The organism is Vibrio sp. JC009 (assembly GCF_029016485.1).
In the GTDB taxonomy this organism is placed as follows: Bacteria; Pseudomonadota; Gammaproteobacteria; order Enterobacterales; family Vibrionaceae; genus Vibrio.
On sequence record NZ_CP092106.1, the window covers coordinates 1,357,178 to 1,381,532 of the forward strand.

At 47.7% G+C, this 24,355-nt stretch carries 14 protein-coding genes; 11 read left to right on the forward strand and 3 right to left on the reverse strand.

Annotation, left to right across the window (positions count from 1 at the left end; genetic code table 11):
* Positions 1-204 precede the first annotated feature (204 nt).
* Complete coding sequence (locus L3Q72_RS06205) at positions 205-381, forward strand: hypothetical protein (RefSeq protein ID WP_275131785.1); 177 nt, start codon at positions 205-207, stop codon at positions 379-381.
* Positions 382-701: 320 nt separating this feature from the next.
* A complete protein-coding gene (locus L3Q72_RS06210; RefSeq protein ID WP_275131786.1) occupies positions 702-7,262 on the forward strand; it encodes an alpha-amylase in 6,561 nt (2,186 codons plus the stop codon).
* A 130-nt stretch (positions 7,263-7,392) separates the two neighbouring features.
* On the opposite strand, the gene L3Q72_RS06215 is transcribed toward L3Q72_RS06210, so the two are convergent.
* A complete protein-coding gene (locus L3Q72_RS06215) occupies positions 7,393-8,853 on the reverse strand; it encodes a DUF2867 domain-containing protein (RefSeq protein WP_275131787.1) in 1,461 nt (486 codons plus the stop codon).
* A gap of 90 nt (positions 8,854-8,943) precedes the next feature.
* Here L3Q72_RS06215 and L3Q72_RS06220 point away from each other — a divergent pair, with 90 nt between their 5' ends.
* The 8 genes from L3Q72_RS06220 (at position 8,944) to fabV (ending at position 20,710) form a co-directional block, all read left to right on the forward strand.
* A complete protein-coding gene (locus L3Q72_RS06220; protein ID WP_275131788.1) occupies positions 8,944-10,323 on the forward strand; it encodes an MATE family efflux transporter in 1,380 nt (459 codons plus the stop codon).
* A 204-nt stretch (positions 10,324-10,527) separates the two neighbouring features.
* Positions 10,528-11,199 carry an ABC transporter ATP-binding protein gene (locus L3Q72_RS06225; protein WP_275131789.1) on the forward strand — a complete coding sequence of 224 codons (672 nt, stop codon included), beginning with the start codon at positions 10,528-10,530 and terminating at the stop codon, positions 11,197-11,199.
* Entirely contained in the window at positions 11,180-13,636 is a 2,457-nt protein-coding gene (locus tag L3Q72_RS06230; protein WP_275131790.1) for an FtsX-like permease family protein, read from the forward strand. Before L3Q72_RS06225 ends, L3Q72_RS06230 begins: the two co-directional genes overlap by 20 nt.
* On the forward strand, positions 13,637-14,746 hold the full coding sequence (locus tag L3Q72_RS06235) for a lipocalin-like domain-containing protein (RefSeq protein WP_275131791.1): 1,110 nt from the start codon (positions 13,637-13,639) through the stop codon (positions 14,744-14,746). It abuts the gene before it with no gap.
* A gap of 230 nt (positions 14,747-14,976) precedes the next feature.
* On the forward strand, positions 14,977-16,146 hold the full coding sequence (gene nhaA / locus L3Q72_RS06240) for a Na+/H+ antiporter NhaA (protein ID WP_275131792.1): 1,170 nt from the start codon (positions 14,977-14,979) through the stop codon (positions 16,144-16,146).
* Between the two features lie 303 nt (positions 16,147-16,449).
* On the forward strand, positions 16,450-17,076 hold the full coding sequence (locus tag L3Q72_RS06245; protein WP_275131793.1) for a TetR/AcrR family transcriptional regulator: 627 nt from the start codon (positions 16,450-16,452) through the stop codon (positions 17,074-17,076).
* Between the two features lie 71 nt (positions 17,077-17,147).
* Positions 17,148-19,430 (forward strand): acyl-CoA dehydrogenase, encoded by a 2,283-nt coding sequence (locus L3Q72_RS06250; protein WP_275131794.1) that lies wholly within the window; start codon positions 17,148-17,150, stop codon positions 19,428-19,430.
* Positions 19,431-19,507: 77 nt separating this feature from the next.
* The gene (fabV, locus tag L3Q72_RS06255) at positions 19,508-20,710 is read left to right on the forward strand and encodes an enoyl-ACP reductase FabV (protein WP_275131795.1); all 1,203 of its coding nucleotides are present in this window, start codon (positions 19,508-19,510) and stop codon (positions 20,708-20,710) included.
* A 52-nt stretch (positions 20,711-20,762) separates the two neighbouring features.
* Here the strand turns inward: fabV and L3Q72_RS06260 are convergent, their stop codons facing one another.
* Together L3Q72_RS06260 and L3Q72_RS06265 are read right to left on the reverse strand one after the other, a co-directional pair.
* Positions 20,763-22,445 carry an aspartate:alanine antiporter gene (locus L3Q72_RS06260; RefSeq protein ID WP_275131796.1) on the reverse strand — a complete coding sequence of 561 codons (1,683 nt, stop codon included), beginning with the start codon at positions 22,443-22,445 and terminating at the stop codon, positions 20,763-20,765.
* A 175-nt stretch (positions 22,446-22,620) separates the two neighbouring features.
* Positions 22,621-22,884, reverse strand: coding sequence for a GrxA family glutaredoxin (locus L3Q72_RS06265; RefSeq protein WP_275131797.1), 264 nt, complete (start codon positions 22,882-22,884; stop codon positions 22,621-22,623).
* 225 nt (positions 22,885-23,109) lie between these two features.
* Between L3Q72_RS06265 and L3Q72_RS06270 the strand changes: the two genes are divergently transcribed.
* The gene (locus tag L3Q72_RS06270; protein ID WP_275131798.1) at positions 23,110-24,318 is read left to right on the forward strand and encodes an iron-containing alcohol dehydrogenase; all 1,209 of its coding nucleotides are present in this window, start codon (positions 23,110-23,112) and stop codon (positions 24,316-24,318) included.
* Positions 24,319-24,355 lie beyond the last annotated feature (37 nt).

Below are 24,355 nucleotides of genomic sequence, written 5' to 3' on the forward strand. Positions count from 1 at the left end.
AGCAACTGGAAGGAACTACAGCCCCATCTGTTTTATCCGATATTTTTATATCAGTACAGGGAATGCGTTATAAAAGAGTCTTTTAGATAATTAAAAACGTGATTTATAACACGGCTTGGGACTGTTCCCATTGCATCTGGTGTTGTTCTGGAGAATAATGTCAGTCTTATTTTAGGAAAACTAACCTGATACAAAAGAGCAATAATGAGTATTAATCATCAAGTCAATAGAAAAATAAATGAAGATGGAAAGATATCAAAGACTGAAACAATTAATAATGGAGATTTGGATAGAGTAACTAAGATAGCACAAGAAGCGGTTAGTGAACTTTATAAAAATCGATGTTGCTATCTCGTTTTTTTAAAGGGTAAGGAGGTTTAACTTTTTGATTAGGTTATTAGTATAAACAACAATAAGACTAAAACCTTAAATATAACTCAATAAAGAACGTTATCTCCCCGTTAGCGCTTTTTTGGGTTCTTGTGTTATTTTAGTGTGTTCTTATTATTCGCCAGGACAGAAACTGATTTTAATAGGTCAAGTCTGTTAGATTGTTCAGAAGCAGTATAGCCTCAATAAACTAATTTGATATTCCAATGTCCTGCTAATTTCAGTTTTATCATTGATCGCGTGTGCTACGTAGTAGTCACATGTGGTTTTCTTATTTCTAAATATTAGATGTTCTGAAAAAAGGATTTACAATGAGGCATAAGCTTTCTGCGCTGGTATTGGCAACAATACCACTTGTCACTTTATTGTCTGGGTGTGGGGGAGATGAAAATAATACAAGTAGTTCTTCATCAAACCGACTGGAAGTTACAGCAATTGACGGTTATTTGCGTAATGCTGAAATATGGTTGGATGTGAACGGGAATAACGAAAAAGATATTGCAGAGCCTTCTGCTATATCCGGGGAACACGGGCGTGCTGTATTGGATATTTCCAATGTGAGCGGCGATATTTCTGCGTATTCCCTAATGGTTCAAACTGTTGCCGGGCAGACAATCGATGAAGATAATCCGGATGTTCCATTAGCTGCGGGTTATTTAATGTCAGCTCCTCCCGGGTATAAGGTTATTACTCCTCTAACGACAATAGTAAAACTTAAAATGGAGGAAGAGGGTAAAACAGAGGCTGAGGCTATTGAAGAGGTTAATCAATCAATTGCCCAGAGCCAAATTGATCTATCTGCAGACTATGTGGCAAGCGGTAATACTTTGCTTGCTAATAGTGCCAGGGCATTGGTTAATCTATTGCCCAAAAACATTACGGAGATGGAAGATAGCCAGAAACTGGAAAAACTGGTTCACGGGGCTGAAGTGCTTGGGGATGAGGTTCGGCGCCAACAATCTGCAGGTCAGGAAGCATCGTTGGATAATCTCGTTTTATCCGATAATGATGATATGCCAAGGTTGATTAGTGATCAGGATGGAGATGGTATTGAAGACATACTTGATGCTTTTCCAGATGACAGGTTGGAAAGTCAGGACAGTGATAACGACGGAATTGGCAACAACAGTGATGAAGACGATGATAACGATGGCTGGTCGGATGCGGATGAGGTCCGTCTTAAGACAGATGCGCTGAAATCGGACTCTAAGCCCGCAGATTTAGATAGCGACCATATTGCCGATAGTGAAGATGATGATCGTGACGGCGACAATGTCGCCAACGAAAAAGATCTTTTTCCAGACAACAAGGCTGAATGGCTGGATACCGATGGAGACGGTACCGGTGATAACGCCGATACCGATGACGATAACGATAGCGTACCTGACATCTCAGATATCTTCCCGTACGATCCTAAGGAATCGGCTGATACTGATGGGGATGGTACTGGTGATAATGCGGATACGGATGATGATAACGATGGTCATCTCGATGCCGAAGATGAGTTCCCACTGGATAAGGAGAAATACAGTAGTAAGAACGATACCGATGGTGATGGTGTAACCGACGATATTGATGCTTTCCCGCTGGACCGCTTTGAAACCAAAGATAACAATAAAGACGGCTGGGGTGATTTTGCTTCCAGTGACGATGATGGTGATGGTACACCGGACTCTCTGGATGCAACACCGCAGGGAGAAGGCTCAGCAGGAGTAGCCTCCGCTTCGGTCAATCTGGCAGTTGATGGTGCTTCCGCGCACTGGCTGAATCTGGACCAGTTTGTCTACAACGGTGCCGATGGTGCAACCAGAAACGAACTATGGGTAGGCAAAGCTAATGGTGAACTGGATTTTAGTGATAAATCTCAGTTTGACTTCTATGCCCTGACATACCGCAATAAGGTTGATGACGGGCGTGTACCGCACCTGACAGGTCGTGATGAGTACAGTATAGGTTTGACGGCTGAAGAGGTGAAGAGCCTGTTGAAGCAGCGTCTTTATGCAGTGGCGGTGGCAGACAACGGCGAAGCCGTAGCGGCAACCAAAGTACAGACGCCTTTCCTGATTGACAGCTTATTTACTGTTGGTGACAACGATGCCGACGAGGCGAAGCAGGGGGCATGGCTGGAAGACGGCAAGGCTGAGTTCCGTCTGTGGGCTCCGACTGCCCTGAAGGTTGAACTCTATTTGTACGACGAAAACAAGCGTCCGCTGGATAATGCGCCACTTTCGATGACAGAAGATGCCGTCAGCGGTATTTGGTCCTACACCGGCGATGCGTCACTGGAAAACAGTTTTTACCGTTACCGTGTTCAGGCTTACCACCCTGCAACCGATCGTATCGAATGGATGATGACCACTGACCCCTACTCGGTATCACTGAGTACTGCCAGCCGTTACAGTCAACTTGTTGACCTGAATGGTGAAGCGAGTAAACCGGAAGGCTGGGACAGTCAGACTGTTACGCCGCAGAACAAACCGGAAGATAACATTATTTATGAGCTGCATATCCGTGATTTCAGTGGTTCTGATACTGTGGGTACTAAAGCCTATAACGGTGGTTATCTGGCATTTACTGAGAAGGAGCGCGACAGTGTTAAACAACTGCAGTCGCTGCGGGATGCTGGTTTAAGCACCATTCACCTGTTGCCGAGCTATGATATTTCGACTATCCCGGAAGAGGCTGAGCGCCGCCTGGATATGACTGATGACGCTGCCAAGCTATGTAATGCTGATACAGGTATCGCACCGAACGCTCCACTATGTGATATCGCTAAGACAGGCATTATCTCAGATATCCTGAACGGGATGGATCCGTCCAGCAGTAAAGCCCAGGAAGTGCTGGCAGATGTTCGCCTGCGTGACGGTTTTAACTGGGGTTACGACCCTTACCATTACAACGCACCGGAAGGCAGCTACGCATCAGAAAGCGATGGTCTGAGCCGTATTAAAGAGTATCGCTCTATGGTGAAGTCATTGCACGATATGGGCTTCCGCGTGGTGCAGGATGTGGTATTTAACCACACCAGTGCCTCGGGTCTGTATAACAACTCAGTGCTGGATAAAGTGGTTCCTGGCTATTATTACCGCCGCAACCCGGATAACGGCTATGTAGAGAGATCCACCTGCTGTGATAATACTGCTTCCGAACATCGTATGTTTGAGAAGTTCGTTGCCAACAGCCTGGTGATGTGGGCAGAGAACTACAAGATAGACGGTTTCCGTTTTGACCTTATGGGTCACCTGATGAAGTCGAGTATGGTCAAGGCCTATGACGCGGTGAAAGCGGTTGACGAAGACAGCTGGATCTACGGCGAAGGCTGGGACTTTGGTGAAGTGTATAAAAATGCCCGTGGTATTAACTCTTCCCAGTGGAATATGGCTGGTACAGGTATTGGAACCTATAACGACAGGATGCGTGATGCAGTACGTGGTGATCACTCGGATCCGATGAATACGAATCCTGGTTATGCCAATGCCGGTTATCGTTTCAGCGGGATGGAAGATAAGATGAACTTAATCCGTCTGGGGATGACGGGTAACTTGCAGAGCTACCTGATTCCTCTGGCCGGAAATAAGGGGGCCTTATCTGCAGGTAGTGCCTATATGTTCGGAGAGCATGGCGCAGGCTACGCCGCCGATCCGCAGGAAGCCGTAAACTATGTTTCCAAGCACGATAACCAGACTCTGTGGGACATCATCCAGTACAAAGCGTCAGATAATGTAAGTGCCAGAGACCGGGCGCGGATGCAGATCATCGGTTTGTCGACCGTGATGCTGGGGCAGGGGGTTCCGTTCCTGCATATGGGCTCAGAGTTGCTGCGTTCCAAATCCATGGAGCGCGACAGTTACGACTCCGGTGACTGGTATAACCGCGTTGACTTTAGCAAACAGAGCAACAACTGGAATGTTGGCCTGCCGCGTCAGGATAAAGATGGTGGTAACTGGAATCGCATCAGACAGGTGATCGGTAATGACAATACTGCGGCAAACGCAGAAGATATTATCTGGACGGATGCACGCTTTAAGGAGTTACTGAAGATCCGTTCCGCAAGTGAATTGTTGCGTCTGGGCACCAGTGAGGAAATTAAAGAGCGCTTGCGCTTCCATGCGGTTTGGGATAATGCCAAGCCGGGTGTGATTGTTATGAGCATCGACGATGGCGTAGAGGCGGGTGCCGATCTGGATCCGAACTATGAAGCCCTGATCGTTGCTATTAATGCCAACCGCAATGAGCAACGGATTGCGATAGACAACGCCGAGCGCATGGAGCTGCATCCGGTGCAGGTCGCTGGTCATGGTGATTTCCTGCAGTATGCGAAGGTGGTCGAGGGTGAGCTGAAGATTCCTGGTATGACAGCTGCGGTATTTGTTATCCCTCAGAAAGGTAATGAGCAGGGTACAGGCATGAGTCAGCCTCAGCTCTACCTGCGCCAGCTAACGGATGATTGGGCAACATCTGAACCGCTAACCTATAAAGGCTCAGATAAGTATGAGGCTACCTTAGCACTAACTAAAGGTGATTCATTGACCTTTAAGCTGGCGAGTGGTGACTGGACACCGGCTTATGGTGCCAGCAGCCTGACTGCGGGTGAAGGCTCTATAGGTTGGAATACCGATAGTGATGACAACCTTAAGATTACGGCAGCAGCGACGGGTGATTATACCTTTGCTCTGGATCGTGCCGGTGCGACCCTGACCATTCAAGCTCCTGAGTCGGCAATTCCTCCTTATGGCAGTGAACAGATTTATCTGCGCGGTTCTCTGACCGATTGGGATGAGGGAAGCCAAATGGATTTTATCGGAGAAGGTATTTATCAGAGCAGTGTCTATCTGCGAGCCGGAGCCTATAACTTTAAACTGGCGTCTGATGACTGGAGCAAAGTTAAGTTGGGGTATGATGAGTTGCTGCAGGGCGTTGGTGAGCTGGAGCTGTTGGATGCAAACAACGACGGTCAAATTCAGATTAGCGTTACTCAAGCCGGTTTTTATCGCTTTAACCTGGATGCGAGCGACACCAATAATCCGGTGCTTACTATTATCTCTGAGACGTCTCCGGACAGTGAGTTGCTAACCGGCGACAATAATAGTGGCGTTATGATGCAGTACTTCCACTGGTATAACAGTGAGGCTGATAACCTGTGGGATAGGGTTGCTGATGAAGCATCTAACCTGGCAGATAAAGGGATTACAGCACTTTGGCTACCACCTGCTTACAAGGCGATGCCGGAAGATGATGGTTCGCTGGGTGTCGGTTATGCCACCTACGATCTATATGATCTTGGTGAGTTCCCGCAAAAGGGGGACGGACCTACCCGCTATGGTGATAAAGATCAGTATTTAGCTGCGATTGATAGTGCCCATAATGCGGGTATCAAGATTTATGCTGATGTCGTTCTGAATCATAAGTTTGGTGCGGATAGAACACATGATGTGCCAGCGGTTCGTGTTGACTGGAACGACCGATACAAGGAAAACGGCGACAAAACTGTTGCGGCATGGACTGAGTTTGACTTCCCTGGACGGGGAGACACCTACTCAGACTTTAAGTGGACTTGGTATCACTTTGATGGTGTTGACTACGATAACAACGACAAAGAGAAGAGTATCTTCAGGTTCCGGAGCACAGGCAAGGCCTGGGATTCTCAGGTAAGTGGTGAAAACGGTAACTATGACTTCCTGATGGGAGCTGATCTGGATATGGAGCATCCTGAGGTAGTTGAAGAGCTGAAGAAATGGGGTTCCTGGTATGTGAATTTTGCCAACCTGGACGGCTTCCGTCTGGATGCCATCAAGCATATCAAGCAGGACTTCTTCAATGACTGGCTGGACTCTGTGCGTAGGGATACGGACAAGGGACTGTTTACTGTCGGGGAATATTGGCAGTACGATCTTGGCGTCTTGCAGGATTACCTGAAAGGGACCGGCTATCGCATGTCGCTATTTGATGCACCGCTGCACCTGTATTTCCACCATGCCTCTATCGGTAACGGTAACTATGATATGGGAGGATTGTTGAACGGCACTCTGATGGGTAATAATCCGGCACATGCGGTAACTCTGGTGGAAAACCACGATACCCAGGAGCTGCAATCTTTGGCGTCTCCGGTAAAGGACTGGTTTAAGCCATTGGCTTACGCCTTTATTCTGCTGCGTGAAGAGGGATACCCTAATATCTTCTATGCGGACTATTATGGAGCGGAATACCATGATAAAGGGCAGACCATCAAGATGGCTTCCCATAAATGGATTATCGATAAACTCTTGGATGCACGGAAGAACTATGCCTACGGAGTGCAGCGTAGTTACATGGATCACAGAGATATTGTTGGCTGGACCCGTCAGGGTGATAATGCGCACCCTGAAGGCCTCGCTGTACTTATCTCTGATGGACCGGGCGGCAATAAAGAGATGGACATGGGGACAGATAATGCTAACGAGTGCTTTATCGATGTCACAGGTCACCACCTTACTCATGACAGAGTATGCACCGATGCTGAAGGTAAAGGTACCTTTAAGGTGAATGGCGGCAGTGTATCGGTTTGGGTTGGTGATAATTCTGAATCGCCAGCCGGTAATCTGGATAGCCTCTATTTCCGCGGGACGCCTAATCAATGGGGAATAACACCTATGACCAGGGTTGCTGACTATACCTGGGAATTAGAGGTTGAGTTTAGCGGCGAACAAGATGATGACGGAGAGCAGCGCTTTAGATTCACCGAGACAACCGGTTGGGAAAAAAGCGTGAGTGATAGCAATTCAGACGGCGTATTGGAATGGGAAACTGAAAATAATATCTTTACCGATATTGTCGGTCGCTATCTTATCCGGGTGAACACTCAGTCTATGCATTACGAGCTAATAGAAAAATAATGTAAGGATGTCACCTAAGGATAGGCGGGTAATACGTATTTTCTTAGGTTTCTGACAATATGTAATTAAATGGCCCCGGCTCAGCTGGGGCCATTTAATTGCTTGCAGATATTGTGAGAGTAGGAATGTTCTACAGTGCTGCGTTTTCCGCAACGCAAATATGCGCCTTCCTGCAAATCGCTTTAACCATTCCCTTAAAGATAAACAGGTGTGCCGGCATCATGGCATACCAGTAAAGCAGGCCGCGAAAACCCTGGGGGTGCCACCAGGCTCTGACATCCAGTACTCTGCAGTCGCCGTGGTCGCTGATTTTACACTCCAGCCTTCCCAGTCCGGGTGCTTTCAGGCCAAACAATAGGGACAAAAAGCGGTTTGATTCGCAGCGTATCACTTTCCATGAGTCGATATGATCACCCACTTTTAATCCCGGTCCGGGCGGACTGCGCCGGACCGGGACTCCGCCTCCCACAAAAATATCCAGCCATTCACGGGTACGCCACAGACCATTTGCAAAGAAATAACCCTCTTCTTTACTGCCGATGGTTTCAATTACCTTCCAGAGTTGCTCAGCAGTCAGTGTTGTGGTGATAGTTGCGCCTGCATTTTTCGGGTAGTAGCCATAACCGGGTTGCCAGCGGTTTAAGGCGGCAGGATCATAGCCCCAGACTTTACTGCGGATAAAGGTGCCTTCCTGCTTTATGGAACTCCTGACGGAATCCTCATAGGAAATCAGTGTCTGCGGGAAACGGTTTCTGATCTTCTGTGAGTCGGCGATATAGTCATGCTCCAGCCCCGCCAGCAATGCGCGGCCTATATTGGATGGTACCGATGTCACCATGCCCAGCCAGTAGGAGGCCATTTTAGGCGTCAGCAGGGGAGTGGACCATAACCGGAAGGGCTTATCGGTTGCCGAGCAGATAACGGCAAACTGCTCCCGGTAGCTGAGAATATCGGGCCCGCCAACTTCGTAATAGGAATGTTCCTGTGGGGAATCATCAATAAGAGACAGCAGGTAGTGGTTCAGGTTTTCCAGTGCAATGGGATTGGCTTTGGAGTCCACCCATTTAGGTGCAATAAGGATTGGCAGGTTATAGACGAAATCTTTCATAATTTCGAAGGCGGCTGATCCCGGACCGATAACAACGCCTGCCCTGAGTTCGGTTACCGGCACTTTTGACTGACGCAGTATCTCGCCGGTTTTCTTTCTAGCCAGAAGGTGGTCTGAATTGCCGGTCTGCGGCTGAATCGCACTGAGATAAATGACATGCTTAACACAACTGTCAGTCAGGGCGTGTTTGAAGTTGATGGCCAGGGATAGCTCATAATCAAGGAAGTCATGTCCATGTGCCATACCGTGAACGAGAAAGTAAACCAGATCATGGCCCTGAACGGCCTCACGGGTGGCCTCTTTTTCTGCCAGATCCAGATACTGATAGGTGAGGTTTTCATGGGGGACAACTCTGGCTTTTAAGTAGTCAACATTTCTTGAAGCGGCAGTCACCGTATGACCAAGCTCAAGCAGTTTTGGGATTAACTGAGAACCCACATAACCCGAGGCGCCTAATACCAGAATTTTCTTATACTTAGTCATAGGTAAATTGTCTCCTCCGAAGATGGCTTTTGTGGTCAGAAAGAGTAGAATGCAGAGTTCTCTTTTCCCCAGATCCCAGGGATTACCCGTATGAAAACTACCCTATCACATGTTTATCAGCATACGAAAGGCGACTTTCTTCGCCGTTTGATCGCTATCGCTATGCCAATTGCGCTGCAAAATCTGATGTTTTCCAGCCGCGGCCTGGTGGACGTGCTGATGCTTGCCCAACTGGGTGAGGCGGATGTTGCTGCGGTAGGGGTAGCCAGCAGAGCTATGTTCGTCACCACCATAATGCTGGTGGGGGTGAATATGGGCGGTGCCCTGTTAACGGCCCAGTACTGGGGGGCCGGTGATAAAAAAGGGGTTCGTGAGAGTACCGCGCTTACCTGGGTTATTGCTAACTCTTTTGCGTTGTTAACGGTTGTGATGTTTATGTTCTGCTCTAAGCAGATCATGGGGCTGGCAACGGACTCTCAGGAAGTGATTACCCTTGGCAGCGAGTATATTGTTATCACCTCTTTAAGCATGTTTGCCGTGGCTTGTGTAAGTAGTATGGCTGTGGGGCTGAGAGCCATGCACCGGCCGGGTATCAGTACCTTTTTCAGTGGTATCGGGATACTGTCCAATGTATTTCTTAACTGGGTGCTGATTTTCGGTAACCTGGGAATGCCAGCCATGGGAATTAAAGGGGCGGCAATTGCAACGGTTCTCAGTGGCGCCATCGAAGTGGTTTGCATCTACAGCTACCTTTATGCGAAGAAACACCTGCTGGCGTTCGGGCTTAAAGAGCTTGCCATTGTGATGGACAGTGAAAAAGTAAGGCGATTTCTTAAACTGTCACTTCCGACCACATTTAACTTCTTTGCCTGGGCTGCGGGTATTTTCTCTTATCATGCCCTGATGGGTCAGACCGGGGTACAGGGGCTGGCGGCACTTTCAGTTATGACGCCTGTGGACCAGATTAGCTTTAGTCTGCTTATTGGCACCTCGAATGCTGCTGCGGTGTTGACCGGTAACAGCATTGGAGCGAAGAAATATGATGCGGTTTACTATCAGGCCATTGGTCTGCTTTTATTAAGTATCCTGACTGGAATATTTGTTGCGACTCTGCTCTATTTTGTTCAGACGCCAATTCTGAATGCCTTTACTGCTCTGACGCCGGAAACCAGAGCTCTGGCCGATAAGTTTATTCTGATCCTGTGCCTGGGAATCGTGATTCGCTCTGTACCCATAACTCTGGTTGTTGGTGTGCTGCGAGCGGGCGGGGATGTGAAGTATTGTCTTTACCAGGATTTGGCTACTCAGTGGCTGATAGGTATCCCTTTAACTGCAGTTGCAGCCATCTTTCTTGGGGTGCAGCCTCAGTGGGTTTATGCCCTGTTTTTGTTGGAAGAAGCGATCAAGTGTTTTACCTGTGTTTTGCGCCTGAAAAGCAAACGCTGGATAGTGAATCTGATTGAAAAGTAGCCATCGGTGTAATGGATTACAAATTATTCATATAAAACAATTTTTTTGAAAATTTATAAAATTAGTTGATAAAAACTGGGCATAAATCACTCAATTCTGCCGTTTGGTATTACATAGTGTGATCAGTTAATCAAAATGCTTTCGAAAAGTGATAATTTGGTGTAGATTCACATTCCCGAATTTCTGTTTCTGAGCGAGCCATAAATGTTAAAACTAACCAACCTAAGTAAAGGATATCTCGACGGCGGAGAGTTTCATCCAGTACTTCAGGGCGCAGAGTTAGTTGTGGAACAAGGCGAACAGTTAGCCCTGATGGGGGAGAGCGGCTCAGGAAAAAGTACACTTCTGAATTTGATCGCCGGGTTAGATACTTCTGATACCGGTGAAATCTGGTTCCCTGATTTCGCTATGCACAGCAGCCCGGAAGTGGAGCGCACTGCATACCGCCGCGACAATATCGGACACGTTTTCCAGCAGTACAACCTTCTGCCGACCTTGAATATCGCTGATAACATCCGTTTTTGCCGCCAGCTTAAAGGCCTGCGCGAAGATAGCGGATTATGGCGTCAAATTCTTTCCGCTCTGGATCTTATGCCGCTTCTTGGCCGCTATCCTGAAGAGGTGTCCGGTGGCCAGCAGCAGCGCGCTGCGATTGCCCGTGCTCTTTATATGGAGCCTCGCTTGCTTCTGGCGGATGAACCAACCGGCAGCCTTGATGAAAGAAACGCAGAAGCGGTGATGAGACTGCTTACCTCTCTGACCAGACAGTTGGATTGCACACTGCTTCTGGTGACACACAGTGAGAAAGTGGCGCAGCATATGAATGGCAGCATTCGCCTTCAGGGAGGGCAGTTGCATGTTATGGCCCGTAGTTAAAGCACTACTGGGCCACTATAAGCGTCACCCTTTACAACTCCTGCTGGTCTGGCTGGGGTTGACTCTTGGTATCTCCATTTTTGTCGGTGTTGAAGCGGTGAACCAGCATGCGCGGGAAAGCTACACCGAAGGCGAACGTCTTTTTTCCAACCCTTTGCCATACCGTATTCGTCCAAAGAACAATGCCAATAAAATTCCTCAGGGCCTGTATATTCAGCTAAGACGGGAAGGTTTTCATCAGTGTGTGCCTCTCGACATAATGCAGATTGAGACCTCAGAGGGGCGCGATTTCTCCGTACTGGGGCTGGACTCAGTCGCCACGCTTGATCTTGCCGGGATAAGAAATCTGGCTGATTACCTCAACATGGACATGCTCAGACCTCCGTACCCGATTATGCTGAGTAAAGAGCTGGCCGCGTTTCTGGATAAAGGGAACGGGGATTATATAGAGCTTATTGATAACTCCCTGCTGGGGCCTATTGTTATCGACTCTAAGGGTTTGATATCAGGCACGCGGATTATCACAGATATTGCAAAGCTGCGAATGATCAACAAAGCAGGCGGCTTCTCTGCAATTAATTGCGGTGCTATGCCTCAGCCAAAGTTTGAGCAGCTTAAGCGTATCCTTCCCAATGGCGTAACTATCACCCGCAGCTCTCAGACCGAGTTAAAATCGCTGACAAAAGCCTTTCATATGAACCTGTCCGCAATGGGCATGCTGGCGTTTCTGGTTGGTTTGTTTATTTTTTATCAGGCGATGTCACTCTCTTTTGTTCAGAGGCAGCCTCTGGTGGGGATTCTTCGCCAGACGGGCGTGACAACCGCTCTGCTAGTCAGGGCGACCGTGTTAGAACTGTGTGCCCTTGTGGTGTTTAGCTGGCTTAGCGGCAACGTCTTTGGCCTTATTCTGGCAAACCAGCTTATTCCGACGGTTTCTACTACTCTGGCTGATCTCTATAACGCCAATGTTGGTCTGACTATTTCATGGAGCTGGGAGTGGAGCAGAACCAGCCTGCTGATGGCCGTTGTCGGCACGTTTATCGCGTGTAGCTGGCCGGCACTTCGCCTGGTTAAGGCGCCGCCAATTCGTCTGTCTGCACGCCTTTCCCTTATCCGGCTGGCCGGTACAGAGTTTGCGCTTCAGGCTCTGGTTGCCTGCGCACTGTTCGCGTTTGCCAGCTTGCTTTACTACAAGATCCCGCATACGCCGGAGCGAGGCTTTGCTCTGGTTGCTCTATTGATGGTGGGAACGGCTCTGCTGCTTCCGTTTGCTATCTATAAGCTGTTTAACCGTTTTTCCTACTCTCTTCGGTGGGTAAAAGTGCGCTGGTTCTTTGCTGATGCCGCGACAAGCATGAGCTATCGTGGTGTTGCCACCATGGCATTTATGCTGGCTATGTCGGCAAATATTGCGGTTGAAACTCTGGTTGGCAGCTTTCGGGAGACAACCGATAAGTGGCTGACTCAGAGGCTGGCTGCCGATCTCTATATTTATCCGAGCAACAGCTCTGCGGCCAGAGTCAGCAACTGGCTGACCACGCAAGAAGAAGTTAAAGCAGTTTGGTGGCGCTGGGAAGAAGAGCTGACTAGCGATTCAGGTACATTACAGATTGTCAGCTCCGGCAGCACAACCGGTGAAAGGGAGGCGGTAACGCCTAAGCTGGCGATTCCGGACTACTGGTATCATCTGCATAACTCAAGAAGCGTCATGATTAGTGAATCTATGGCTCTGAAAGAAGATATCCGCCCGGGTGATTATGTGAATATTCCGGGGCAGCTTGGTGACGACTGGCAGGTGGCCGGGGTTTATTACGACTACGGCAACCCGTACAACCAGATTCTGATGTCTCACCGCAACTGGCTCGGGCTTTTCTCTGGCAGAGGGAATGTGGGGCTGGGTGTCCATCTGAATGACGAAGCGCAGGCAGCACCGATTATCAAAAGGCTGAGCAGTTATTATCATTTATCTGCTGACCGGATTTTTGATAACACCAATATCCACAATCAGGCGATGAGAGTGTTTGACCGGACCTTTATTATCGCAGACACCCTGGGCAATCTGACGCTGGTTATTGCTGTATTTGGGATATTCTTTGCGACCGTGGCGGGTGAAGTTTCTAAGCAGAGACAAGTCGCGCTTCTCAGGTGTTTGGGGATATCCGGTAAAGAGCTGGTTGCACTTAGCAGCCTTCAGTTGCTGATGCTTGGTTTTCTTTCGGCGCTGGTTGCACTGCCTCTGGGATTTGTGATTGCCAATGTCATGCTGGATGTAGTACTTAAACTGGCCTTTGGCTGGAGTATGCAGCTTTACGTGATCCCCTGGCAGTATATGGAAACCTTTGCCTGGACGATGCTTGCACTGCTTGCAGCGGGAGCGATACCGGTCATCGGTATGGTGAAACGTACACCAATGAAGTCGCTGAGGGATGCGCTGTAAATGACGCTGCTGAAGAAACATAAAATCACCATGTTTGCTGTTCTGTTTGCTCTGCTTGCTGGCGCGGGTCTGCGTTATGCCTTTATGACAGAGCACAGTGATTCGTTTACGGAGCAAAAAGCCATTGTTCAGGTTGATCCTAAAGCGGTATTTGAGCCTGTACTGCCTGACAAAGCGGTAACCTTACCCGAAGATTTTACGTTCCACCCTGAATATCAGCATGAGTTGTGGCAGTACACGGCAAATGTGAAGGACAGGCAGGGACGTCATTACGGAATTGAGTGGACGGTATCACGGATTGCCGCTGACGACAGAGTTGATAGTGGCTGGCGTAACTCACAGCTCTATCTGGCAAACATTGTTATTACGTCAAAAAGCAAAGTCTGGAGACAACAACGGGTTGCCAGAGGCGGAATAGGTCAGGCTGGTTTAAGACCAAGGCCGTTCAGGTTATGGCTGGATAACTGGGTGTGGCGCTCCATTGGTTCCATGCCGTTACCCGGCTTATTAAGTGTTGAAACCGATAACTTTACGGTAAGTCTATCCTCAACCGCAATGGGACCTTACATTCTTTCCGGGGATAAGGGATACATTAAAAAGCATGATCTTATGCCTGTTGCATCTTATGGTGTAAAAGCGCCGTTTCTAAGCGTTTCCGGGCAGCTAAAGCTTGATGGAAAAACAGTTTCGGTATCAGGTAAGGGCTGGCTGGAAAAAGAGTGGGGCAGTGATCCGGAAACACTGCAGCCTTCCCGTTCTGTTAAATTCTCGCTCAGAACGGCTCCGGGTCAGATTCTGTCTGTTGAGCGAGTGCAAATTAACAATCACGGTTCCTACACCAACGGACAACTGGCGGAGAGTTCAGGAAAGGTTGTTACCCTGAAAGACTCCGATATTGAGCTGACTCCGAAGGAGTACTACTCCCTTTCAAACGGAGAGCTTCTGCCGCTGAAGTGGTCAGTCAGAATTCCGCGCTATAACATAGATTTGGTGGTTAAACCGGTTCGTACTGATTTGTGGCATCCCTTTATGATCCCTCAGTGGGAAGGCCCGGTTTATGAAGAAGCATCAGGCCTGATTATTGGTTACCTGCAGTTGTCAGGAAACTAGGCTCTTTCTTACGATCTCTATTCCACTTTTCATATCCCGAATTACATCTAATTAGTTATATTAGACTACGCTTATATGATGTTTTTATATTAATAATCTTAGTTAATTCGGAAAAATCGAAATGTAACCTCTAAACAATCGATTATTCCTGTCTTAACGGGATCTATAAACTGCCGATCTCAGTTAGACGATTATTAAGATTAGATATATAAAGTGGTGAGGGAACCAGTATGACCGACTTTATTCGCGACTTTTTCAAGCTGGAAGCAGCAGGGGGTATCATCCTTGTTTTCGCAACTCTGGCAGCGATGACCATAGCCAATTCACCCCTTGGCGCGGTATACGATTCTGTTTTACATACCTATATTTTCGGAATGAGTTTTTCTCATTGGATTAACGATGGGTTAATGGCGGTATTCTTCCTGCTCGTTGGTCTTGAAGTGAAACGGGAGCTGCTGGAAGGAGCTCTGAAATCCAAAGAGACGGCGATCTTTCCGGCGATAGCCGCAGTTGGCGGTATGCTGGCACCGGCACTGGTTTATGTGCTGTTTAACCTGGACAGTCCTGAAGCGATAAAGGGCTGGGCAATTCCTGCTGCAACAGATATCGCTTTTGCTCTGGGTATTATGGGCCTGCTGGGTAAGCGCGTACCTTTAAGCCTGAAAGTTTTTCTTCTGGCACTGGCTATCATAGATGACCTTGGTGTTGTGGTGATTATTGCGCTGTTCTACAGCAGTGATCTTTCCACTCTGGCGCTGGTAATTGGTTTTATCATGACAGGTGTGCTGTTTGCCATGAACGCTAAGCATGTGACTAACCTTAACTGGTACATGATTGCAGGTACCATCTTATGGATTGCGGTATTGAAATCAGGCGTGCACGCAACACTTGCCGGTGTGGTGATTGGCTTTGCGATTCCTCTGAAAGGAAACAAAGGTGAAGACTCTCCGCTAAGGCACCTGGAACATGCGCTCCACCCATATGTTGCCTATGCGATTTTACCTGTATTTGCGTTTGCCAACGCGGGTATCTCACTTCAGGGCGTGTCTCTTGACGGACTGACATCTATGCTGCCGCTTGGTATTGCAATGGGCTTGTTCGTTGGTAAACCTCTGGGCATTTTCAGCTTTAGCTGGCTTGCGGTTAAGTCTGGCGTTGCAAAGCTTCCCGAGGGCGTTGACTTTAAGCATATATTTGCCGTTTCTGTGCTTTGCGGGATTGGTTTTACTATGTCGATATTTATCTCATCGCTTGCCTTTGTCGGAGCCAGTGCAGAATTTGACACCTACTCAAGGTTGGGGATTCTGATGGGATCTACTCTTGCGGCGCTGACCGGTTATGCCATGTTGCATGTCACCCTGCCGAAGAAAGTGGATGTTGAGGCTGAGGTGAGTCAGTAATCAGGATAAAAAAACGCCCAATCTAACAAGGATTGGGCGATACAAACATAGGAGTTAATAAGAAAAAAGCAGCATAGTGAGTAAGTTCAGTTAGAAAACAAGTTCTTACAACAGGTAAACTTCTTAATGCACTTCTTACTACACCTATTCAGACCCCCCTTATTTCATTCAGTTCATTTTTTTTTAATTTTTTTATGATCTTTTTTCTCGCCACATTAAATTAATCTAAATGTGATGTTGTTTTATTGTTAATAAACTGTTTCGGGTGTATATTCAAACGAGTGTTTGATACGGTTGATTGAAATGGTTCGTGTAAATAAAACAAAAGATAAGATTCTGGATGTCGCTGAGGTTCTCTTTGCGGAGAAGGGCTTCAACGATACGTCGCTTCGTGCAATTACCAGTGAAGCGAAAGTGAACCTGGCGTCGGTCAACTATCACTTTGGTGACAAGAAAACGCTGGTAAGAGCGGTAATAGACAGATATCTGGAGGCGTTTATGCCTGCTGTCGGCGATGAGCTGGTGCAACTGAACCGTCAGGACAGTTACTCAATGAAAGAGGTGTTTGAGTCACTACGCCTTCCTTTGCTGAGGCTGGATGAAATACATGCGAATGGCGCAAGCCGGTTTATGTTGTTAATTGGCCGGGGGTATACCGATGTGCAGGGGCATCTGCGCTGGTTTATTACGACCCGCTACAGTGATGTTCTGAACCTGTTTACAGAAAGTATTAAAAAGGCAAACCCGAACCTGAGCTCAAGCGATCTGTTCTGGCGTTTGCATTTTACCCTGGGAACCTGTGTATTCACCATGGGCTCAAGCCAGGCGTTGGCTGAAATTGCATTTAATGATTACGGACAGACAGTTGATTCAAATGTACTTATTGATCAACTGCTTCCCTATCTGGCAGCGGGTGTTGCTGCAGACTAAGTAAAGCCGCTTTATAAGAAAACAATAAGGAAGCGCTATAGAAAACAGTACGCTACAAAAGGATTGAAATTATGTGCTCTCTAAGACGGAAATGGGTTAGTGACCCTGCATTTAAGATGTTCAAAAAGGTACTGCCACCGCTTTCTACCACAGAGAAGGAAGCAATGGAGGCAGGAAGTGTCTGGTGGGACGGTGAACTGTTTTCCGGCTCTCCGGACTGGCAAACTCTGCATCATTATCCAAAGCCAGCCCTGACCGAAGAAGAGCAATCCTTTATCGACAATGAAGTGGAAACACTCCTGGATATGCTGGACGACTATCAGATAGTTCAGAAGGACCGGGATCTGCCCAAAGAGGCCTGGGACTATATCCTGAAAGAGCGTTTTTTTTCTCTGATTATTCCGAAGGAGTACGGTGGCAGACAGTTTTCCTCTTATGCCAATTCCACCATTGTTGCCAAGATAGCAACCCGAAGTAACAGCGCCGGGGTGACGGTGATGGTTCCTAACTCCCTGGGGCCGGGTGAACTGATCACCCACTATGGTACACAAGAGCAAAAAGATTACTGGTTACCGCGTTTAGCTGACGGTACAGAGATCCCCTGTTTTGCATTAACCGGTCCTGAGGCGGGTTCCGATGCGGGTAGTATTCCGGATGCAGGTGTGGTCTGTATGGGAATGCACGAGGGTAAAGAGGTGCTGGGTATGCGGGTTAGCTGGAACAAGCGTTATATCACCCTGGCTCCGGTGGCAACGGTTCTTGGTCTGGCTTTTAAGCTGCAGGATCCCGATGGGTTACTAGGCGGTGAAACTGATTTAGGCATTACCTGCGCACTGATCCCAGCCAATCATCATGGAGTTGAAATTGGTGAGCGTCATGACCCGCTGGGACTGGCCTTTATGAATGGCCCGACTCGGGGGGAAGATGTTTTTATCCCGATGGACTGGGTTATTGGCGGTCAGGAATACGTGGGTAAAGGCTGGCGTATGCTGGTTGAATGCCTGTCAGCAGGGCGGGGTATTTCACTGCCTGCAATGGGGGCGGCAACCGGACATCTGACTGCACGCACTACCGGAGCATATGCCTATGTGCGCAAGCAGTTTGGCGTCTCTATTGGTAAATTTGAAGGTGTTGCTGAGGCTCTGGGAAGGATCGGCGGATTTACTTACCTTCTGGAAGCAACCAGAACCCTCACCACGACAGCTCTGGATCTGAAGGAGAAGCCGGGAATAGTCACCGCCATTGCCAAATATCATATGACGGAAATGGCGCGGCAGATCCTGAATGACTCCATGGATATCCACGCAGGCCGGGGCATCCAGCAGGGGCCAATGAATTATCTGGTAAACTTCTATATCGGTATTCCTGTGGCAATTACCGTGGAAGGGGCGAATATTCTCACCCGTAATCTGATGATTTTTGGTCAGGGAGCGACCCGCTGTCACCCATATGTTCTCAGGGAGATGGAAACGGCAGTAAACCCGGACTCAGAGCAGGGCGCGAAAGAGTTTGACGAATTGCTGTTTAAGCATATCGGTCACGCTTCTAAAAATGGCTTGGGTGCTTTGATGGCAGGTATTAGCGGCTCTGCGTTTATTCGCTCACCTATGAGCGGTGTGACAAAGAGATACTATAAAGATTTAACCAGATTAAGCCGTGCACTGGCCGTCAGTGCTGATGTGGCAATGGGCACCTTAGGTGGAAATCTTAAGCGTAAAGAGATGATTTCAGCCAGATTTGGTGATGTGCTCAGTTATCTGTACATGGCTTCTGCCGTTCTGAAGAAATATGAAGACGATGGCAGGCAGCAGGGCGATCTGGACTATGTTCACTATGCAATGCAGCACTGTACCCATAACGCGGCTAAAGCACTTTCCGAGGCATACAGTAACTTCCCGGGCAAAGCCGCAGGTTATCTGCTTCGCTTTGTTGCCTTCCCGCTGGGAAATCACTTTAACAAGCCATCGGACTATCTGTCGGTAAGAATTGCTGAGAGTATGATGACGCCGGGGGCACAAAGGAATCGCTTAACACATCTGTGCTATGTCAGTAACAGAGAAAGCGATCCTGTCGGTCTTATGGAAAGCGCCTTTATTAAGATGCATGAAGTGAAAGGGCTTGAGCGCAAACTGGTTCAGGCGGCAAAAGATGGAAAAGTGGTCCGTAAAGGCCTGTTAGCGGACAGGTTGCAACAGGCTCTGGAAGCGGGTGTATTGACTGAGCAGGAGGTTGCCAAAATCCAGGCTGCAGAAGCATTGCGGATTAAAGCGGTTCAGGTTGACCACTTCAGCCATGACTTTTCTGAAGTTCTGACCAATAAGAGCTCTCCAGAGATCCAACCACTTCAAAATTAATAGTAAATTCAAAAAAACTGGGTGCGAACTCCGGCTGAAAACTTTATCCTACAGGGGTTTTATTAAGGAAGCTGAATATGATCATCAAACCTAGAATTCGTGGATTTATCTGTACCACAACACATCCAGTTGGTTGTGAAGCAAACGTAAAAGAACAAATCGCTTATACAAAAGCTCAGGGACCAATCAAAAACGCACCTAAGCGCGTGCTGGTTGTTGGCTCATCAAGTGGCTACGGTCTCTCTTCCCGTATCGCAGCTGCGTTTGGTGGTGGTGCCTCTACAATCGGTGTTTTCTTTGAAAAAGCAGGTACAGAGAAAAAAACAGGAACAGCAGGTTTCTACAATGCGGCAGCATTTGACAAACTGGCGCATGAAGAAGGCCTTTACGCAAAAAGCTTAAATGGTGATGCTTTCTCAAACGAAGCGAAGCAAAAAACCATCGAACTTATTAAAGAAGACCTTGGCCAGATTGATATGGTGGTTTACTCGCTGGCTTCACCAGTGCGTAAAATGCCTGAAACCGGCGAAGTCATTCGTTCTTCACTGAAGCCTATCGGTGAAACTTATACTTCAACAGCGGTTGATACCAACAAAGACGTTATCATCGAAGCAAGTGTTGAGCCAGCAACCGAGCAGGAAATTAATGACACTGTAACGGTAATGGGCGGCGAAGACTGGGAGCTGTGGATTAACGCTCTGTCTGAAGCTGGCGTACTGGCTGACGGCTGTAAAACTGTAGCATACAGCTACATCGGTACTGAGCTGACCTGGCCTATCTACTGGGACGGCGCGCTTGGTAAAGCGAAAATGGATCTGGACCGTGCATCAGAAGCACTAAACAGCAAGCTTGAAGCAACAGGTGGCAGCGCCAACGTTGCTGTACTTAAGTCTGTTGTGACTCAGGCAAGTTCTGCAATTCCGGTAATGCCGCTGTATATCGCAATGGTATTTAAGAAAATGCGTGAAGAGGGTGTACACGAAGGCTGCATGGAGCAGATCTTCCGTATGTTCAGCCAGCGCCTGTACAAAGAAGACGGTTCAGCAGCAGAGGTTGATGATAATAACCGTCTGCGTCTTGATGACTGGGAACTTCGCGACGATATCCAGGAGCACTGTCAGAAGCTATGGCCTCAAATCACCACTGAAAACCTGAAAGAACTGACTGATTACGTTGATTATAAGGAAGAGTTCCTGAAGCTGTTCGGTTTCGGCGTTGAAGGTGTTGACTACGAAGCGGATGTAAGTCCAGCTGTTGAGTTTGATGTTATTGATATCTAAATAATTTCTCAACTCACCCTCGTTCCCGCGTGGGAACGAGGTATGACAGAAATTAACTCAGAATAATCAACAAAGTACCAGCGAGAGTCATCAGAATATTAGCGATAGCATAAGTACCCGCGTATCCAAGAGCCGGGATGGTTGAGCGGGCATATTCGTTCACAATATCCATCGCCGGAGCACAGGTTCTTGCACCGATAATCGCACCAAACAGAAGTGCTTTGTTCATCTTAAACAGGTAAGCACCAACAACAAAGGCCAGAAACACCGGTAGTACACTGACCAGTAATCCAACCAGTACGATCTGCAGACCCACTTCGCTCAGATAACTAAACAGGTTTCCGCCTGCGCTGAGCCCGATACCTGCCATAAAAAACATAAGCCCGAGATCTTTAACAATGTTCAGTGCGCCCTGAGGGACATAACCGAAAGTAGGGTGGTTAGCTCGCAAAAAGCCCAGGGTAATGCCAGCCAGAAGAAGGCCAACAGCGTTACCCAGTCCGAAGGTGACCTGACCGAATGTCATGGTAATCAGACCAAACAGCATGCCAAGAATAAAGAAGCTACAGAAGGCAAGAAGGTCAGCCATCTGGCTGTGAATGGAGATAAAACCAATTCGTTCCGCAAGGCCCAGTACACGGCTCTTTTCGCCACTGACCTGAAGAATATCACCCTTGGAAAGGATGATATCGTGATCCATCGGCATTTCTATCTGAGCACGGACAACGCGGTTAAGGAAACAGCCGTATTCCGAAAGGTTTAGATCGGACAATTTTTTGCCAGCGATACTGTCACTTTTTACTACTATCTCTTCTTCTACAATTCGCAGGTCGAGCAGGTTACGGTCAAACACCTCTTTGCCGTTTCTAAAGCTTGGATCCAACCGGGCGTGGCTGTCAGGGTAGCCAACAAGTGCGATTTCATCACCTTCCTGCAGAATGGCATCACCGTCGGGATGGGCAAGAATACCGTTACGGCGTACCCGTTCAATATAACAACCTGTCTGGCGGTAGATACCCAGTTCACGCAGGTTCTTACCGTCAATCCAGTTAATCAGCTCCGGGCCGATGCGGTATGCGCGGATGATAGGCAGGTAAACCTTGCGCTGGCCTGCATCACCGATACCGCGCTCTTTTGCTATCTGCTCTGCGCTGTCATGCAGATTTTCTTTTTGCATTTTAGGCAGCAGTTTGGCGAACAGAATCATACTGATAAGGCCGACAAGGTAGGAGATAGCGTAGCCAACGGACAGGTTCTGAATAACCGTGTCCATACTCATGCCTCTTGGCATGGTTGCCAGTCCTGAGTTAAGTGCATCCTGAGCACCAACAAGTACAGGCGTTGCGGTGAGCGCACCAGCCATCACACCGGCTGCCAGGCCATAATCCAGTCCCAGATAGTGACTGGTAAAATAGGTAAGGCTGATTGCGGAGACAAGCACAATCAGGCTGAGAAGAAAGTAGTGTTTGCCGTCGCGAAAGAAGATACCAAAAAAGTTTGGCCCGGCTTCAATGCCGACACAGTATATAAAGAGCATAAAGCCAATGGTGAGCGCCTCGGTACTAAAGGTAAAACCCAGGTTACCCATGACAAGAGCAGTGATAAGAACACCGATGGAATTACCAAGTTGAAAGCTACCGAAACGGACTTTACCGATAGCAAGGCCCAGTGCCAGTACGACGAAGATTAGCAGTATTGGGTTCTGTTCTAGTAACAGGACAACATCAATATTCACAGTTTTAGCTCGACAAAAACTTATTGCGATTGAAAGGGGGATTTCCTACAAATTGTATAGGAATAAAATGAAAAGATAAGTGAAAATTTATCTTTTTTTCATCGGATTGCCGATTTTTAATCAGGAAATAAAAAAGCCCGCAAAATGCGAGCTTCTTGATGATTCCAGCCTGTTATTAACCAAACAGATTCAGGTTTTCTTTTGCGTAGGCTTCAAACTCAGTGCAGCCGCCAACGTGCTCCTGATCGATGAAAATCTGAGGCACGGTTTCAACCGGCTTACCAACGGTTTTTTCAAGGTCGGCTTTTGAAATACCTTCAGCGTGAATATCGACATAGCGATAGTTAAAATCGTCACGCTCTTCTTTTAGCTTATCAGCGATATCTTTTGCACGGACACAGAACGGACAGCCAGGACGACCAAAAATAACAACGAACATATTGAGTAACCTTACTTTCTTAATTGATTATGGGGTTATTCTGCCTTAAAGCTCCGGGAGTGTGAAGTAATTAGTGTGATAGGTAAAATCTATGGAAACTTGTTGAGTTAAGGATGGGTATTTCCTTTCTTTCAGCGTGGTCTTTTACAAACCGGTAATCTACTAATATATTTATTTATATTGTGTGATGTTAAGTCAAAGAATTTCTGAGCTTAGGGGTTCCTTATGTTTCAATTTATGACTTCAACAAGAATCGTGTTTGGTGAAGGCGCGCTGGCAACTTCGCTCTCTACTTTAAATCAGTTTGGATACAGCGTTCTGCTGGTAACCGGAAAAGCCCAGGAAAGAGCTCAGCCTCTGCTGAGTTACTTAAACAGCCAGAATATGCGCTATCAGCATGTTTCTGTGTCCGGTGAACCCAATATCGCCATGATAGAAGAAACTGCGGTGGTAGGCCGTAAGTTTAAGCCGGATATGGTGGTAGCGATTGGTGGTGGTAGTGTGATTGATACGGGTAAAGCACTGGCTGGTATTATCACCAACTTTGGCAACGTATATGACTATGTGGATGTAATAGGCCGGAGTGTTCCATTAAAGACTAAGCCTCTGCCATTTATCGCAATACCAACAACAGCAGGAACCGGTTCAGAGGTTTCCAATAAAGCGGTCCTGCGTTCCGGGCAGGATATGGTAAAAATCAGCCTCAGAAGCACACTGATATTGCCTGATCTGGCCATTGTTGACCCGACTTTAACTTATGAAATGCCGCTGGAGCAGTCTGCCAGAGGGGTATTTGAAACCTTTTCTCATCTGATGGAAGCCTACGTTTGTGGTGACCCAAATCCTCTTACCGATATGATTTGCGAGGAAGGGTTGGGCAGACTGGCAGGCTCTGTCATTCCTGCCTGTATCAACGATGACAAAAAGGCCCGCTCAGATTTAGCATTTGCAGCCATGTTAGGCGGGATGGCTTCTTCCAATGCCAAGCTGGGTGCAGCGCATGGCCTTGCATCTTCTTTGGCCGGTAAGATGATGGTACCGCACGGCAATATTATTAGCAGACTGGTTCCTTATGTAATGAGGGAAAATATTGAAGCTGCGCGCCTTGCTGGGCGAGGGGATATTCTTTCTCGCTACAAAAGGCTATCGCAAATTATGCTGCAGAAGGAGAATGTGGCGGAAGATGAATGTATCACCTGGGTGCAATCGACTCTGGATCGATTGAAAATGCCTAAGCTGACGGAGTTTGGATTGTGCGAGTTTTCTTTTTCAGACATTGCCCGCGATGCATTACACACCTATTCCATCAAAGGGAATCCGTTGCCTCTGAATAAAGAGCGTCTGGTGTATATCCTTGAACAGGTGTGTGCCTGTGGTAAGCAGAGTGAAGGTATTGCCGGGTTTGGTATGACAGGAATGGATATTAAGGACTGACCGAAATAAAAAAGGGGACGAATCGTCGTCCCCTCTG

Bases quoted from the DNA above. Each gene is read 5' to 3' on its own strand.
- L3Q72_RS06265 (WP_275131797.1), bottom strand. From the start codon at position 22,884: ATGTTCGTTGTTATTTTTGGTCGTCCTGGCTGTCCGTTCTGTGTCCGT.
- fabV (WP_275131795.1), top strand. From the start codon at position 19,508: ATGATCATCAAACCTAGAATTCGTGGATTTATCTGTACCACAACACAT.
- L3Q72_RS06245 (WP_275131793.1), top strand. From the start codon at position 16,450: ATGGTTCGTGTAAATAAAACAAAAGATAAGATTCTGGATGTCGCTGAG.
- L3Q72_RS06250 (WP_275131794.1), top strand. From the start codon at position 17,148: ATGTGCTCTCTAAGACGGAAATGGGTTAGTGACCCTGCATTTAAGATG.
- L3Q72_RS06225 (WP_275131789.1), top strand. From the start codon at position 10,528: ATGTTAAAACTAACCAACCTAAGTAAAGGATATCTCGACGGCGGAGAG.
- L3Q72_RS06270 (WP_275131798.1), top strand. From the start codon at position 23,110: ATGTTTCAATTTATGACTTCAACAAGAATCGTGTTTGGTGAAGGCGCG.
- nhaA (WP_275131792.1), top strand. From the start codon at position 14,977: ATGACCGACTTTATTCGCGACTTTTTCAAGCTGGAAGCAGCAGGGGGT.
- L3Q72_RS06205 (WP_275131785.1), top strand. From the start codon at position 205: ATGAGTATTAATCATCAAGTCAATAGAAAAATAAATGAAGATGGAAAG.
- L3Q72_RS06220 (WP_275131788.1), top strand. From the start codon at position 8,944: ATGAAAACTACCCTATCACATGTTTATCAGCATACGAAAGGCGACTTT.
- L3Q72_RS06235 (WP_275131791.1), top strand. From the start codon at position 13,637: ATGACGCTGCTGAAGAAACATAAAATCACCATGTTTGCTGTTCTGTTT.
- L3Q72_RS06230 (WP_275131790.1), top strand. From the start codon at position 11,180: ATGTTATGGCCCGTAGTTAAAGCACTACTGGGCCACTATAAGCGTCAC.
- L3Q72_RS06215 (WP_275131787.1), bottom strand. From the start codon at position 8,853: ATGACTAAGTATAAGAAAATTCTGGTATTAGGCGCCTCGGGTTATGTG.
- L3Q72_RS06210 (WP_275131786.1), top strand. From the start codon at position 702: ATGAGGCATAAGCTTTCTGCGCTGGTATTGGCAACAATACCACTTGTC.